The organism is Streptomyces sp. A01 (genome assembly GCF_059026195.1).
Map to the genome: position 1 here is coordinate 63,030 of NZ_JBWLKN010000006.1, position 15,546 is coordinate 78,575.

Below are 15,546 nucleotides of genomic sequence, written 5' to 3' on the forward strand. Positions count from 1 at the left end.
TATTCGCGCACGATCGATCGATAACAACCACAGAAATCTGTCCCAAAGTGACTGCCCCCATACCATCCGCATCCACAAAAGGAGTGCACCTTGCCCTAAACACACGCCCGTTGTCAGCGCACCGGACTACATTCGATGGGACGGTAGGCATACGCACGGGGACAGGGACCGGGGAAACTGGGGGTCGTATGACGCACGAAGCACCGCCCCGCTGGGACCGCAAAATGCAACAGCGCCTCGCCCGCGGGGAGGCCGCCGCCCTCGGCGAACTCTACGACCGCTTCGCATCCCTCGTGCATCACCTCGCGTACCGCGTCCTCAACGACGAGGAAGGCGCCGACCGCATCACGCGCGAAGTCTTCGCGCACGTCTGGGAGAACCCGGACGCGTACGACCCGAAGCAGGGCTCGCTGCGGTCCTGGATCGCCTCGATCACCCACCGCCAGGCCGTGCACCGGCTGCGCCAGTCGGAGACCGCCTCCAGCGACCCGGGCGCCGAGAACAGCCCGGAGAAGGTCGAGGAGAAAATCCAGAACGCCTCGGCGGCCGCCCGCGCCGACTACATCGTCACCGCCATGCCCGCCCCGCTGCGCGCCGCCCTGGAGCTCGCGTACCGCGACCGGCACGACTACCGGCAAGCGGCGGCCGCCCTCGGAGTCACCGAGGACGAGGCCAGGCGACGGCTGCGGCTCGGACTGCAACTGCTCTCCACAGCGAACGACCTCCCGCACGCGGTGGCGCCGCCGAGCTACGGGCGGACCAGGTGAGCGGGCCCGGAGAGCCGGACCGCCTCGGCCCGGACGACGGCGACCCAGGCGCGGCCGGCCGGCCGCGCATACCGTCGCCACGCGCCCCAGCCGAGGACGGCGGCCACTGGCCCGCCTCGGCGCCATCTCCGCAGGAGCCCGCAGCCGTGGATGACGCCACCGACCACTCCCCCGCCACCGGCCCCGACGGCAGCCCCGGCCCACCCAGGCCGCCCGGCGGCGACGGCACCAACGAGGCGAACGGACCGCACGGCGTGAACGGCCTCCCCGAAGGCCCGGAAGACGACCGGGACCGGCCACCGCGTGAGGCGTCCACGCCCGCCTCCTCGTTGGCCCCGTCGCACAAGGTGCTCAAGTCCCTGCTCGGCGCGTGGGCACTCGCCGCGTGCTCGCATGAGGAAACCCTCGCCGTGGAGCGCCACCTCAACGAGTGCCCCACCTGCGCCGAAGAGGCGCTACGGCTGCGCAGGGCGGTCGGCCTGCTGCATGCCGAGGAGAACCTCGATCTCGACCCGATGCTCCGCTCCCGGGTACTCAAGGGCTGCCTCGGCCGCCGCCCGGCGCGCATCCCGGTGCCCGAGTGGGCCTCGCCGTACGACGCGGAGACCGCGCGCCTCGACGCGCTGCTGCGTGACATGGGCGAGGCGGAGTGGCGTGCCCCGGTGCGACTCAAGTGGTTCGACGGCAAGCAGGCCATGTCGCGCGAGACCGACGTCGCCGGAGTGATCGGCCATCTGCTGGCCGTCGACGGCATCGTCGCCACCGCCATCGGTCTGCCCGACCCGCTCGGAGCGGACGCCCCCAGCTCGCCGGAGGCGCGGACCACGGCGTACTGGCGCGACGAGGACGCCCACGTCACGCGCCTCGCCCAGCGCGGCGTCCCCACTCACCGCGCCCGTCCGAGGCACTCCGCGCGGCCCTCGCCCGAGCGGCAGCCACGAGAACGGGCCAGGGCAGGGCCCGCGCTGGGCGCGATCCGCACTCCCTGGCGCGACCAGGGCCACGCGCTGCTGCGGACCGTGTCGTTCGCGGGCCACGGCCTCGCCCAGCTCTCGGTCCCCTACGGCGAGTTCGCCCTGCCGCTGCGCGACTCCTTCCTGGACCGCGCCTTCGAGTGCTGGGTGCACGCCGGGGACATCGCCGGTGCCGTGGACTACCCGTACGACCCTCCGGCCGCCGCCCACCTGAACTCGATGATCGACCTGTGCGCCCGGCTGCTGCCCGGCGCGCTCGCCGAGCGCCGGCAGGCCGGGCTGGCGAGCCCGCCCCGACGGCTGGGCGCGGCAGGGGCGCCGGGCCGGACGCTGCATCTGGAGGTCGAAGGCCACGGCGGCGGGCACTGGTACATCGCGCTCGACTCGCCCGCCGCCATCGCCACACCGGACGAGGAGGTCGCCCATATCGCCCTGGACCGGGAGGCGTTCTACCAGCTGGTGGCCGGGCATGTGCCACCGCTGGACGCGGCGGCGGGCCAGCTCGGCGATCCGGAGGCGATCCGCGACGTGCTGTACGCGACGGCGTCCCTGTCCCGGCTGTGAGCACACGGCCGTGAGCCACGCGACGACGAGGCGCGGGGCTGTGCCGTGCGGAGCTCTGTGAGGCGCGGGGCGTTGTGAGGCGCGGGGCTGCGAGCCTGGGCCAGGCGAGCCGGGGCTAGGCGAAGACGACCGTCCGGCGCCCGTTCAGCAGCACCCGGCGCTCGCTGTGCCACTTCACCGCGCGGGCCAGCGCCTGGCACTCCACATCGCGGCCGACGGCGACCAGCTGGTCGGGGGTGACCTGATGGCCGACCCGCTCGACCTCCTGCTCGATGATCGGGCCCTCGTCGAGGTCGGCGGTCACGTAGTGCGCGGTCGCGCCGATCAGCTTCACGCCCCGGGCGTGCGCCTGGTGATACGGCTTGGCGCCCTTGAAGCTCGGCAGGAACGAGTGGTGGATGTTGATGATCCGCCCTGACAGCTGCTTGCACAGGTCGTCGGACAGCACCTGCATATAGCGCGCGAGTACCACCAGTTCGACCTGCTCCGCCCGGACGAGTTCCCGCAGCCGCGCCTCCGCCTCGGGCTTGTTCTCCCTGGTCACCGGGATGTGGTGGAAGGGAACCCCGTACGAGTCGACCAGCTTGGCGAAGTCCGTGTGGTTGGAGACGACAGCGGCGATCTCGACCGGCAGGGCGCCGATGCGCGACCGGAAGAGCAGATCGTTCAGGCAGTGCCCGAACTTGCTCACCATCAGCACGACGCGCATCTTCTCGTCGGCCCGGTGGATCTGCCAGTCCATCCGGAAGGAGTCACCCACAGCGGCGAAACTCGCGCGCAGCTTGTCCAGGGTGACCGGCGTCCGAGCGGGCCGCTCCTCGGCCCCCGCGCCCTCGGCGTCCTCACCCGTCCGGTACTCACCAGTCCTGTGCTCACCAGTCCTGTACTCACCGGTGAAGTGGACCCGCATGAAGAACAGCCCCGTGTCGCGGTCGCCGAACTGCTGGCTGTCCTCGATGTTGCAGCCGGTCATGAAGAGGAAGCTGGACACGGCGTGCACGATGCCCTGTTTGTCGGGGCAGGACAGGGTGAGGACGTAGCTCTCGGGGGCGGCGAGCGGCGCGGCGGGGTGCGAGTCGTTCATAGCCCAACAGCGTCGCACACCCGCAGCCCGCGCCCGACCTGCGACCAGCCCTCGGGACCGCGGCGCCGGGCAGCACGGATCACCATCCGGCGCACGTCATCCGGCCCGGCACGACGCCGCGTGGCGTCACACGGCGTGCGTCAGCTGGGTCAGCGCCTGGAGGGAACGCGGTGGCACGTCCGGGTCCTCGCCGTCGTTGGCGGCAAGCCGGACATGCGCCTCGCGGGCGGCCCGGACGGCCTCCGGCCAGCCGTGGTGGTCCATGTACACCGAGACAGGGGCGTCGGGACCCACCTGGTGCATGATCCGCAGTACGCGCAGCACGGCGACATCGACGAGCGCCGCCTCCTGCGAGTCGCGGAAGATCGTCCCGACGTACTTCTCGGCCGACCAGTTGTCCAGCCAGGTGTCCTCGACCAGCCGGTACACGGCGTCGGTAACGTCTCCGTATCCGTCATGGCCCGCCAGCCAGCAGTTCTGCTGGAAGGACGGGTCGGAAAGCATGTGCAGCGCCGAGCGCACATTGGTGCGCCAGCGCCACCACGGCATGTCATTGAGCGGCATAGCGCCCATGGTGGTCGAGCGGCGGCCGCGACGGGAAGACTTCTCCGAACCTTGCACGGTAATCGATCGTACGTTCCGCACGGACTCCTGTACGCATCCCCCCGTAATTCACCTTCATGACACTGCCCGTTACCCCGACAACACTCGTGCGTTACTGGCAAGGCGCAAGGGTCGGTGTCCATGACCGGTCGGCGACGTCCTTCCCCCCGTCCCTCCAATACCGCGGTCGCGGCCGCTTGTGCGGCGGCAGGAGCGTTGCTGCTCGTCGGCTGCGGTTCGTTCCCGGGGTCCTCGGGGGAATCCCGGAGCGAGCCCATCACCGTGATGACCTGGGCCCCCGAGGGCACCAAGGCGACCAATATGCCCGGCATGCCCGCCATGGCGCAGGCGTACGCCCGCTGGGTCAACGACAACGGCGGCATCAACGGCCGCAAGCTGCGCGTCCTGACCTGCAACGATCGCAACGACTCGGTGACGGCCGCGAACTGCGCACGGCGCGCCGCCGAGGAGAAGGTCGTCGCCGTCGTCGGCTCGTACAGCCAGCACGGCCGGTCCTTCATGTCCCCGCTCGAAGCGGCGGGCATCCCCTTCATCGGCGGCTACGGGCTGTCCGAGGAGGAGTTCACCAGCCCCTTCTCGTACCCCGTCAACGGCGGCCAGGCGTCGCTGCTCGCGGGCAACGGACGGCAGCTGGCGGGCGTCTGCAAGCGCGTCGCGCTCGTACGGCCCGACACGATAGCGGGCGACGAACTGCCCGATCTCCTCGATGCCGGGCTGACCGAGAGCCGCCGCGAGCCGGCGGTGGACATACGGGCGCCCGAGGACGCCAGCGACTACACCGGAGCGGCCCAGCGCGCGCTGGACGGGGTGCACGCCACCCCGTCGGGGACCGGCGGCACGGCGGTGGACGGCGGCACGGTCGGGGACGGCAGTACGACCGAGGGCGGCAGTACGACCGAGGGCGGCGGCACGGCCGGGAACAGCAGCACGGCCGGGGGTGAGCGGGACCACGCGTGTGTCACCGCGGCCCTCGGTAAGCGCACCAACACCTTCTTCGACTCCTTCCGCCGCGTGCAGGAGGACAACCCGCAGGTGCGCATCGCCTCCATCCTCGGCAGCGTGCGCCAGTCCTTGGTGGACAGCACCGGCGGCAAGGACAGCGCCCTGGAGGGCACCTACGCCACCGGCTGGTACCCGGTCGCCGAGGACCCCCGCTGGAAGCCCATGCACCGGGTCATCGGCGACTACGCGTTCAAGGACAACCGCATCGACGCCACCGACCCCGGCGCGCAGACGACGTGGATCGCCTACACCGTCCTCCGCTCCGTCCTGACCTCACTGGACAGCGACGACATCAGTGCCGGTTCGGTACGGCGCGCGCTCGACCACGGGCACGAGACGGACACCGGCGGCCTGACTCCGAAGCTCAGCTGGCGGTTCCAGGACCTGCTGGCGGTCCGGGACTACCCGCGCATCGTGAACGCGAACGTGACCTACCAGGTGGTCACGAACGGCGAGCTGGTCGCCGTACGGCCGGGCTTCGTCGACCTCACCAAGACCCTGGTCGACCGCAAGGCGAGGGACTGAGCTGTGTCGGGTTGAGCCGTGTCCGGCTCATCCGCGTCCGGCGGATCATGCTGGGGGAGTCCCTGCCCGTGCGTCGCGGGCCGCGGGTGCGTCGTGGCTGGTCGCGCAGTTCCCCGCGGCCCTGACGGGGCACCCCTTCGCTGCCCCAGGGGCTGGCCGCAGGGCCCGGAGCCCCGCGGGGCCGAAGCCGCGGTCAGAGCTGGTCGGCCTTGCGCTGCGTCAGGCCGTACTTCTGGGCGACCGGGTTCCACAGGGCGGCCGCCTGCTTCTTCGCCGCGCTGGCCTCGCCGCTGGCCCGGTTGCCCGCAGCCGTCTGCCCGGTGTTGCGCGCCTTGCCCTTGTGGCAGCCCTTCTTCTTGCCGGCCTGGTCGGCCCATGCCGCGTAGTGGCTGTCCGCCGACGCCGATGACTTCCACGCCTTGGTCAGCGAGCTGGTCAGCTGCTCGTGCTGGGGCAGCTTGTCCACCGAGATCTGGCCCAGCCGGGTCACCAGCGCGTCGCGCTGCCTCGCCGCGGCCCGCAGGTCGGACGCCGCCTTGGGCAGCGCCTTGCAGGACCTGATGTCGCTGACCGCGGCGATCACGCTGGAGCGGCTGTTGTTGCTGTCCTTCAGCAGCGTGTCCAGCGCCTTGGCCTGTGGCTCCGCCGGGTCGGGCGCCTTCGTCGGAGGCTTCGATTCGACGGACGGCGACTCGCTGGCCGTGACGTCCTTCTTGCCCTCGTCGTCGCTCTTGTCGTCACCGCCCAGGCTCATCGCGGCACCGGCGGCGAGACCGGCGACGGCACACACGGCCACGACGATGCCGATGATGACGCCGCGCGACATACGCCGACGCCCGCCGCCACCGCCATCCAGTGAGGCCATGCCCTGCGGGTCGTAACCGGGCGGCTGGCCCTGGCCGAACGCGGGCCCTCCATGACCGTACGCACCGCTGTGGTGCGGCTGGGGCTGCGGCTGCGCGCCCGGGCCCCGCTCGTCGTAGAGCGGCAACTGCTGGGTGGCTTCCGGGGATTCGGCCGCCGAGTCCGAACGGAACAAGCCGTCGAACTCCGCGGGCGGCTGGCGCTCGCCGGGCGCGCCCGGCCGGATGGCGAAGGGCGCGCCGTTGGGCTGGGGCGCGGGTGCCTGGCCGCCGTAGGGCTGCCCCCCGCCCGCCGGGACCGGGCCCGGGAGCACCTGGGTCTCCTCGGCGGCGCTCGGCTGGTAACCGGCCGGGGGCGGCCCGTCCGCGGCGATCGGCCTGCGCAGCATCGTGGTCGACTCGGAGGGCGACTCGGGCCGCGGTCGGTGCTCAGGCTGCGGCTGACGCTGAGGCGGCTGCTGAGCCTGGGGTAGCGGCTGCGGCGCCTGAGGCTCGTACGGCTGGTGGGCCTGCTGTTGCGCCTGATGCTGCCCTTGAGGCTGCGACTGCTGTTGTGCTTGGTGTTGCGCTTGGTGCTGTGCTTGGTGTTGTGGGGGCTGCGGCAGCGGCTGTGACGGTTGAGCCGGTGACTCGTACGGCCATTGGTGCTGCGGCTGCTGGTGCTGCGACGCGGGAGGCTGCCGGTAGTCCGGCTGCTGCTGATATCCCGACTGCTGCTGGTGCTCGGGCTGTTGATGCGGCTGGTGGTGCGGCTGCGCCTGCTGCGGCTGAGGAGTCGGGAAGGGCTGGCCCTGCGGCGGCAGCGAGTGGCCCTGCGGGCCGTATCCCTGACCCTGGCCGGACTCCGGTCCGTTCGTCGCGGGCGCGCCCTCGGGCGGCAGCGGCAGGGCGGCGGTGGGCGGCGGCCCACCAGGTATCGGGCCGGGCCCACCTGGCATCGGCCCCGGCCCCGGCATCGGCCCGCTGGACGCCGGAATGCCGGATATCGCCCTGCCGACCGGCGGGATGAGCTGCGTCGCCTCGGAGTCCTGCCCGGCGCCGGGCTGGTACCCGGCGGGCGCGGCGTCGGGAAGCATGTGCCCCGGCACCCTCGGCATCAGCATCCGGGTCTCCTCGGAAGGAGACAGCGGCGGCGGACCCTGCGGCGGCTGGGCCACGTTGGGCCCCCAGGGGTCACCCCACGGCTGGCCGCCCGCCGGGGTGGCCTGATCGGGGTCCCAGGAGTCACCCTGCGCCCCACCGTGGCGGAGGCCAGCGGAGGGCAGGACTACACCCTCATGGGCGGGCGGGACCGCAGGGGGCTGCGGCTCATTTCCCTGTCCGCTCTGCGTCACCGGGGACTCCTCGTAGCTATGCGAAAGTACGGAACCGCCCGTCACGCTACCGGGTGAACGCCCCGCGCGTGACGACAGCAGGTCAGGGCGTAGTCCCCTGGGCTCCACTCCGCCGCCCGGCCCGGTTTCCGCACCGCCGCCTCACCGTCCCCGCAGCCGCCGCCCGCCCCGTGCCGGGCAGCTCCGCACAGCCGCTACGCGGCGGCGACCTCCAGACGCGCGCCGAACTCGCGGACCACCGGCTCGTCCCTGTACGGCTCCAGCCGCTGCTGGAAATCGTCCAGATACTCCGCCCCCCGGTTGGAGCGCAGCCCGCCGAGAAGCTCGACCGCGCGCGTCCCCGTATGGCACGCCTCCTCCACCTCGCGCTGCTGCACGTGGCCCGTGGCCAGCAGCAGCAGCCCGATCGCCCGGCGTCTGGCGCGGGACTCCGGATGGCCCGCGAGGGCTTCCTGGGCGGACTCCTTGGCGGCCTGCCCCTGGCCCAGATCGCGGTGGCAGTGCGCGAGTTCGTCGGCGAGGTAGGCGTGGTCGAAGTGCTGAATCCAGACCGGGTCGTCGCCGGACTCCCGGGTGGCCTCGGCGCGTTCCAGCGCCGCCGTGGCCTCTCCCACCGCTGTCTGGCACGCCTTGTCGTCACCGAGCAGCGCGTGCCCGCGCGCCTCGGCCGCGTGGAACATCGCCCGCGCACGCGGCGTGACCTGTCCCCGCGCGCCCTCCTGAGCCGCCCGTGCGAGCTGGGCGATCTCGCGCGGGTTGCCGAGCGAGGCGGCGAGATGGCTCATGCTCGCCGCCAGTACGTAGCCGCCGTACGCCCGGTCCCCGGCGGCCTGCGCCAGCCGCAGCGCCTGGATGTAGTAACGCTGGGCGAGGCCGGGCTGACCGGTGTCGACGGCCATGTACCCGGCGAGTTCGGTGAGTCTGGCGACGGCGGCGAAGAGCTCGCGGCCCACGGCCTCGCGGTAGGAACCGGCGAGCAGACCGGAGACCACACTGTTCAGATAGTGGACAACGACCGGTCGTACGTGGCCGCTTCCGTAGCGGTGGTCGAGTTCGACGAGGGCGGTCGTGGTCGCTTCGACGGCGGCGACATCGGCCCTGCCCACCCGCGCGCCCGCGGCCCGTGCGACATGCGGATCGGCGCTGGTGATCAGCCAGTCCCGGCTGGGCTCGACCAGCGCCGAGGCGGCGACCGTCGAGCCGCTCAGGAAATCGCGGCGCCCCACGTCGCTGCGCCACAGCTCACAGACCTGCTCGATCGCGCCGAGGACGGTGGGTGAGAACTGCAGGCCCACACCCGAGGCGAGGTTCTTGCCGTTGGCCATGCCGATCTCGTCGATCGTGACCGTACGCCCCAGCTTGCGGCCCAGCGCCTCGGCGATGATGGCGGGAGCCCTGCCGCGCGGTTGCTGCCCGCGCAGCCAACGGGCCACGGACGTCTTGTCGTAGCGGAGATCCAGGCCGTGCTCGGCTCCGCACATGTTGACCCGGCGCGCCAAACCGGCGTTCGAGCAGGCGGCTTCCTGGATGAGCGCTTGCAGTCGTTCGTTCGGCTGCCGCGCTGCGAGCGGCCTAGCGGCCATGGCTGTACCCCCTGTTACTGCTGTGCGTTCCCAACGAACGCCGGTTCCTCGTGATCATTGCCCGCGCAAATGCGGAGAATGCAGCACTTGCCCGTATTGGTCACATGCAGTGCTGGCTGGCCTCAAACACGTAACTCTGCGTGAACACGACGCTGTGCCCTCGACGGCTGTCCTTCGCGGTGCGAACGCCCGATTTCCCGAGCTTTCGTCACAGTTGGTGGCTACCCGCTCACAGTTGGGCGGTCCCCTGCGCGCCCCCGCCCATGCACCCATGCGCCCCATGTGCCGTAACGATGCTCCACCCCGGACCCGGCGGCGGCCCGTAACCCCTGCTGGCGGGGGAAGGTTGAGTTGAGTGTGGAAGAGACTCTGGACGTCACAGTAAGCACGCAGATCCCCAAGCAACGCGGTGAACTGCTGCTCGACGCGGCAGTGCGGTACGCGGAGGAACGCCATTGGGATATCTGCGCCGGCACCTGGCTCGAAGCCGTCGAGGGCGGCGAGCGCTGCTCGTGCCAGGCGCCCGACTGCCCATCGCCGGGAGCCCATCCGACCCGCGCCGACTGGGCGCACCAGGCCACGGGCAGCGCCGTCGCCGCCCGCCGCATGTGGAGCAAGACGCCACGGGCGTCGATCCTGCTGCCCGCCGGGCGCAGCTTCGACGCCATCGACGTCTCGGAGTCGGCGGGTTGCCTGGCGCTGGCCCGCATGGAGCGGATGAACGTGCCGCTGGGCCCCATCACCTCCACCCCCGACCGCCGGATGCTGTTCCTCGTGCTGCCCGGCGGCGCCGCGAAGACCCCCGAGCTCGTACGGAAGCTGGGCTGGCCGCCGGCGGCGCTGGACATGGTCACGCGCGCCGAAGGCGACTACGTGGTGGCGCCGCCGTCCCGCCTCGGCTCGCACGGCTCCGTCCAGTGGGCACGGCAGCCCACCGTCGCCAACCGCTGGCTGCCCGACGCGGAGGAGCTGATGAGCGCCCTGGCCTACGCCTGCGGCCGGGAGGCGGCAGCGGCCCGCCTCCGCTGAGCGGGGCCGCCTCCCGGTCCCCCGCCGCGCTCCTCCCGGGCCCCGTACGCGCTTGCGAAGCCGTGCCCGGCACCGCCCGTAGGCTGGACCGCCAGCGGGGGCACGACCGGCCCTCGCGGTCACATCAGAGGGGCGGCATCAGTGTCAGCGGAGTCAGAGCGCGCCAGCGCGGCGGCGGAGTCACCCGGTGGAGCGACGGAGGCGACCGGGGCCGAGACCCCGCGGGATGCGGCTCCCGCGGCCCAGGCCGCGGCGCAAGCGTCTCCGGTCGCCGTACGGGTGTCGGGTCTGTGGAAGCGGTTCGGGGAACAGGTCGCCGTCGCCGGGATCGACCTGGAACTGCCCGCCGGTCGGTTCATCGGACTCGTCGGACCCAACGGGGCGGGGAAGACCACCACCCTGTCGATGATCACGGGCCTGCTGCGGCCCGACATGGGACAGGTCGAGATCGGCGGGCACGACGTATGGCGTGACCCGGTCGCGGTGAAGGCCCGGATCGGGGTGCTGCCGGAAGGGCTGCGCCTGTTCGAACGGCTTTCCGGTCGCGAACTTCTTGTCTACACCGGCCGGTTGCGCGGCCTGCCCGGCGACGAGGTGGACAAGCGGGCCACCCAGCTGCTGGACGTCCTGGATCTGGCGGGCGCGCAGCACAAACTGGTGGTCGACTACTCGACGGGCATGCGGAAGAAGATCGGCCTCGCCGCCGCGCTGCTGCACAACCCCGAGGTGCTGTTCCTGGATGAGCCGTTCGAGGGTGTGGACCCGGTCTCCGCGCAGACGATCCGCGGCGTCCTTGAGCGCTACACCGCTTCTGGCGCGACCGTCGTCTTCTCCAGCCATGTGATGGAGCTGGTCGAGTCGTTGTGTGACTGGGTGGCCGTGCTGGTCGCCGGGCGGATTCGCGCACACGGCCCACTGGCCGAGGTGCGGGGCGAGGCGGCCTCCCTCCAGGACGCGTTCCTGGAGCTGGTCGGCGCGAACGACAGGGACCGGGGCCAGAGCCTCGACTGGCTGGGCGGCGGCGCCCGGTGAACGCGCCCGCCTTCTCGCCCGCACCCGCACCCGTCCCGGCCCCTGCCACCGCCCCGGCGCCGGCCGCCGCCTCCACCGGCGCCGTCACGGCCGTCTTCGTCCAGCTGAAGCTGTCGCTGCTACGGAACGGACTACGGCAGTCCGCCGGTCGGCGCGCCGCGTACATCGCGTCCATCGTGATCACCGTGCTGTTCGCGGCCCTGCAACTGCTCGGCCTGATCGCCCTGCGCGGCCACGACCATGTGGCCGCGCTCGTCGTCACGCTCGCCACCACCGTCGCGCTGGGCTGGGCCGTCATGCCGCTGTTCTTCCCCTCCGGCGACGAGACTTTGGACCCGACACGGCTGGTGATGCTGCCGCTGCGGCCCCGGGCGCTGGTCGTCGCGCTGCTGACGTCCTCGCTCATCGGCATCGGGCCGCTGTTCACCCTCACCCTCACCGTGGGTTCGGTGATCGCCCTCGCGCACGGGGCGGTCGCCGCCGTGTTCGCCGTGCCGGCCGTCCTCCTCACATTGCTCGTGTGCGTGGCGCTCGCCCGCGCCATGGCGACCGCCAACGTCCGGCTGCTCACCAGCCGCAAGGGCCGCGATCTCGCCCTGCTCAGCGGGCTGATCATCGCGGTGGGCGCGCAGGTCGTGAACCTCGCCACCCAGAAGCTGTCCGGCGCGGGCGGGTTGTCCTCCCTTGAGCCCGTGGCCGACGTGCTGCGCTGGGTGCCCCCCGGCTCGGCGATGGACGCGGTCTGGTCCGCGAGCGAGGGCTCGTACGGCATGGCCTTGGCGCAACTTGCGGTCGCCGTGGCCACCTTGGCGGCCCTGCTCTGGTACTGGCAGCACGCCCTCGGCAAGCTGATGACGTCCCCCGACGCCTCGACGCTCCAGGTCGTCGAGGAGCGGAAGTCGGGCTCCGACGCGCGCGGAGTGGCGAAGCTGCTCCCGGACGACCGTACGGGCACGGTCATGCTGCGCACGTTGCGCTACGCGTGGCGCGACCCCAAGACGAAGGCGGGCTGGGCGACCTCGCTGGGGATCGGGCTGCTGCTTCCCGTCGTCTCGGCCTTGCAGGGCGGCGGCAGCGTCTACACCGCGTGCTGGGCGGCCGGGCTGCTGGGGCTCCAGATGTACAACCAGTTCGGGCAGGACTCCTCCGCGTTCTGGATGGTGGCGCAGGCCATCTCCACCTCGCGCGACGCCTATCTGGAGCTGCGGGCCCGCGCCCTGGCCCTGTCGCTGGTCGCGCTCCCCTACGTCACCCTGGTGGTCCTGGGCTCCGCCGCGCTGCTGGACGACTGGGCGGCGTTCCCCGAGGCGCTGGGGCTGTCGCTGGCGCTGCTCGGCGCACTGCTCGCGACGGGTGCCGTGGCCTCGGCCCTCTATCCGTACTCCATTCCGCAGGACAGCGGCTACAAGAACGTCGCCCCCGGCCAGGCGGGCCTCGCCTGGATCAGCATCCTCGGCGGCATGCTCGTGGGCGCCCTGCTGTGCGCCCCCGTGCTGGCCCTGACGATCTGGCTGCATGTGGCGGGCGCCCACGGCTGGTTGTGGCTCGTCCTCCCGCTGGGCGGGGCGTACGGCTTCGGCATCGCGGTCGCCGGTCTGCGGCTGGCGGCGCCCCGCACCGTGGCGCGGCTGCCGGAGATCCTCACAGCGGTCAGCAAGGGCTGAGTGCGGCGGAGCGAGGGGAGCGGCCCGGTGCGCTGAGCACGCCGGGCCGCCCCCCGTTTCTGTCTTACGGCGCCGTTCCGGGACCCTCCTGGCGTCAGCGGTTGATCGCCTGGACTTCCTGGACCGTCACATCGGTCGTCGAGCCGTACGTACCGTCCGGGAGGTCACCGCTTGAGTTGCCCGAGCCCTTCCAGGAGATGTCCCAGGTGATGGTCGCCTTGAGCTGGTGCGGGCCCGTACCGGACGTGGCGCGCAGGTGGTTGACGCCGCATGGCGGGTCCTGTTTGCCCTTGTCCTTGGCCTTTTGTCTTGCCTCGGCGCTCAGCCTTCGTCGCGGGCGGCCTGAATCGGCATGATGGCGCCGCCGGCTACCATCAGCCCGCTCCCGGTCGGGCCGCCACCAGTGTTCGCGGCGAGTCGGATACGGAACAGCTCGCCGTCCGCAGAGCCCTCCGGCCGCAAAAGCAGGCCATGCCGCGACCGGCGGGCCTCGACCACGAATCCTCGGTACTGGTTGGAGAGGGTGTCCGAGCTGCCTGCGGCGATCAGCCCGTGATCACCGTCTCGTCCCTTCTTGACGACTTCTTCGAGTGCCTCGTCCAGCGGTGTCTCGTACAACAGCTCCGCGTCATCTGCGACCACGACATAGGGGCCGCCGATGGTGTCGATCAGTTCTTCGAGGCCATCCTCGGTACTCTCAGCGTTGAGTATGCCCACCACGCCCTGCTCCCCCTCCAATTCTCGGAGCGGTGACTTGCGCGGGGTGACGAGGATGACGGGCACCTGGTTGCGGAGCAACGAGCGTGCCGCCGTGACGAGAGTGCTTGAGCGCCCGGACTTGGGCGGTCCCGCGATCACGAAGCCGGGTCCGGACTCCTCCAGGTCGATGCCCACCGGACCCAGTTCGTCGCCACCGACTCCGATGAGCGCCCACAGCGGGGGCGCGGTGAAAGCGGGCTGGAGGGCCATCGCTTCCTCGGCGGTCACCCGGATAGGCAGGGCGTCGATCCGAAGAGGCCGCATGAGCGGAGGCGTGTGGTGGTCGAGGCGTTCCGCCAAAGGACTCCGCGTGGAGCAAGCGCCTCGTTACTCAGAGGCGCTACCAGGCGGCCCGCGCATGGGCTCGGAGCCCACCACGGCCATAACGCGCCTCCATAACGCGCCTGTGGCATAGCCACGTTCGCCGGCGCCCGTCATGCGCGAACTGGCCACTGGCCGACGGATGCAGACGTGGCTACCGGCTCAGGACCGGCCGTCGGCGAGCGGCCGGTCCTGGCCTCTCAGGCGCGCGGCGCCAGCGGCAGCCTCCTACGCGGGCAGCACCGACTCCAGGAACGGCTCCACCACTCTGCGCCAGCCCTCGGGCTGGTCGTAATGGACGAGATGGCCCGCGTCAGGAACTTCGGCGTAGGTGCCGTGAGGCAGCACGCGGACCATTTCCTGGGCCTCGGCGCGGCCCAGTTCGCCGTCGAGGCCGCGCACCACCAGGGTGGGACACTGGACGAGGGCGAGCTCTTCCCAGTGGGCGTCGTGGACCCAGGTCTCCCGGGCCATCAGCATCTGGCGGCGGGAGAAGACGGGGCGCCAGCCGTCGGCGCGCTCGGCCATCACCTCGGCGAAGAAGTCCCCACGAGCGGGACGGGGGCGCTCCAGCGACGGATCGTCCTCGCCGAACCACTTGCGAACGTCGGCGAGCGTGCCGAACGGGACCGGCCAGGACTTGAACCAGTCGGCCCACTCACGCTGCGAAGCGGCGCCCAGCGCCGAGGCGCGCATGTCGCAGATGACCAGGGCCCGCACGAGGTCGGGTCGGCGGGCGGCGAGCTGCCACGCGGTCAGCGCGCCCATGGAATGCCCGATGAGGGTCACGGGGCCGAGGCCGAGCCGCTCGACGGCGGCCTCGGCGTCCGCCACATACGCCTCGCGTGTGTACGGCCCGTCGGAGGGCTTCTCGCTGCGGCCGTGGCCCCGCTGATCGAGGGCGACAGCACGGTGCCGGGTGGCGAGCCAGCGGGCTGTCTCGGCCCAGTGAGCGGCACGGCCCATCAGGCCGTGCAATAACAACACCCCCGGTCCACGGTCTCCCGTCCGGCCGCCGTTCCCCGCCTTGGGTGGGTCGGCGAACTCCCAGGCAGCGAGCCGCACGCCACTGGCTCCGGTCACGTCAATGCGCCGCACCATGTGTCCTGGCACCCCCATTCCTCCCTAGAGCAGCTCCACACTATCGAACTCCTATTCGAACAAAGCGTTTCGTGCGGTAACACCCCTCGTTCGAGTGACTGACCTCAAGGATTGCCCGGCGTTGCCGAGGGGAGACAGCTAGACGAGGGCGGACTGCTCGGGGAAGGGAGTCCGTCCCGGCGGACCTTGAGAGCTCGGGGCTCCAGGTCGCCACGGGGGGACACGGGGAGGCGAGACCCCGGCGGCTCAGGCCGTCGGGGCTTTCGTCGCGCCGCGCTCCCGTACGGGACCGGGCAGCCCCGGCAAGGGCCCAAGCAGCT

At 71.7% G+C, this 15,546-nt stretch carries 11 protein-coding genes and 1 pseudogene; 6 read left to right on the forward strand and 6 right to left on the reverse strand.

Annotated features, from left to right (window positions below; genetic code table 11):
* The first annotated feature begins 188 nt into the window (after positions 1-188).
* Complete coding sequence (locus tag AC5P1B_RS09785) at positions 189-767, forward strand: RNA polymerase sigma factor (protein WP_493886259.1); 579 nt, start codon at positions 189-191, stop codon at positions 765-767.
* Entirely contained in the window at positions 764-2,305 is a 1,542-nt protein-coding gene (locus tag AC5P1B_RS09790; RefSeq protein WP_493886261.1) for a zf-HC2 domain-containing protein, read from the forward strand. The genes AC5P1B_RS09785 and AC5P1B_RS09790 overlap by 4 nt, the downstream gene beginning before the upstream one ends.
* 115 nt (positions 2,306-2,420) lie before the next feature.
* Here the strand turns inward: AC5P1B_RS09790 and purU are convergent, their stop codons facing one another.
* The gene (gene purU, locus AC5P1B_RS09795) at positions 2,421-3,389 is read right to left on the reverse strand and encodes a formyltetrahydrofolate deformylase (RefSeq protein WP_493886263.1); all 969 of its coding nucleotides are present in this window, start codon (positions 3,387-3,389) and stop codon (positions 2,421-2,423) included.
* 126 nt (positions 3,390-3,515) lie between these two features.
* Positions 3,516-4,016, reverse strand: a complete 501-nt coding sequence (locus tag AC5P1B_RS09800) for an SCO4402 family protein (RefSeq protein WP_493886580.1) — start codon at positions 4,014-4,016, stop codon at positions 3,516-3,518.
* Between the two features lie 117 nt (positions 4,017-4,133).
* On the opposite strand from AC5P1B_RS09800, the gene AC5P1B_RS09805 reads away from it, so the two are divergent.
* The gene (locus AC5P1B_RS09805; RefSeq protein ID WP_493886264.1) at positions 4,134-5,540 is read left to right on the forward strand and encodes an ABC transporter substrate-binding protein; all 1,407 of its coding nucleotides are present in this window, start codon (positions 4,134-4,136) and stop codon (positions 5,538-5,540) included.
* A gap of 193 nt (positions 5,541-5,733) precedes the next feature.
* On the opposite strand, the gene AC5P1B_RS09810 is transcribed toward AC5P1B_RS09805, so the two are convergent.
* On the reverse strand, positions 5,734-7,506 hold the full coding sequence (locus tag AC5P1B_RS09810) for a hypothetical protein (RefSeq protein WP_493886265.1): 1,773 nt from the start codon (positions 7,504-7,506) through the stop codon (positions 5,734-5,736).
* A gap of 425 nt (positions 7,507-7,931) precedes the next feature.
* Positions 7,932-9,320, reverse strand: coding sequence for an NsdA family TPR-like regulatory protein (locus tag AC5P1B_RS09815; RefSeq protein ID WP_493886266.1), 1,389 nt, complete (start codon positions 9,318-9,320; stop codon positions 7,932-7,934).
* Positions 9,321-9,677: 357 nt separating this feature from the next.
* Here AC5P1B_RS09815 and AC5P1B_RS09820 point away from each other — a divergent pair, with 357 nt between their 5' ends.
* The 3 genes from AC5P1B_RS09820 to AC5P1B_RS09830 all read left to right on the forward strand — a co-directional run bounded on the left by AC5P1B_RS09820 (position 9,678) and on the right by AC5P1B_RS09830 (position 13,045).
* A complete protein-coding gene (locus tag AC5P1B_RS09820) occupies positions 9,678-10,349 on the forward strand; it encodes a bifunctional DNA primase/polymerase (protein WP_493886268.1) in 672 nt (223 codons plus the stop codon).
* 279 nt (positions 10,350-10,628) lie between these two features.
* Positions 10,629-11,381 (forward strand): ABC transporter ATP-binding protein, encoded by a 753-nt coding sequence (locus tag AC5P1B_RS09825; RefSeq protein ID WP_493886582.1) that lies wholly within the window; start codon positions 10,629-10,631, stop codon positions 11,379-11,381.
* Entirely contained in the window at positions 11,378-13,045 is a 1,668-nt protein-coding gene (locus tag AC5P1B_RS09830) for a transporter (RefSeq protein ID WP_493886270.1), read from the forward strand. Before AC5P1B_RS09825 ends, AC5P1B_RS09830 begins: the two co-directional genes overlap by 4 nt.
* 321 nt (positions 13,046-13,366) lie before the next feature.
* Here the strand turns inward: AC5P1B_RS09830 and AC5P1B_RS09835 are convergent.
* Together AC5P1B_RS09835 and AC5P1B_RS09840 are read right to left on the reverse strand one after the other, a co-directional pair.
* Positions 13,367-14,077, reverse strand: a pseudogene (locus tag AC5P1B_RS09835) (FtsK/SpoIIIE domain-containing protein); the annotation flags it as partial.
* A gap of 276 nt (positions 14,078-14,353) precedes the next feature.
* On the reverse strand, positions 14,354-15,226 hold the full coding sequence (locus AC5P1B_RS09840) for an alpha/beta fold hydrolase (protein ID WP_493886584.1): 873 nt from the start codon (positions 15,224-15,226) through the stop codon (positions 14,354-14,356).
* Positions 15,227-15,546: the final 320 nt, after the last annotated feature.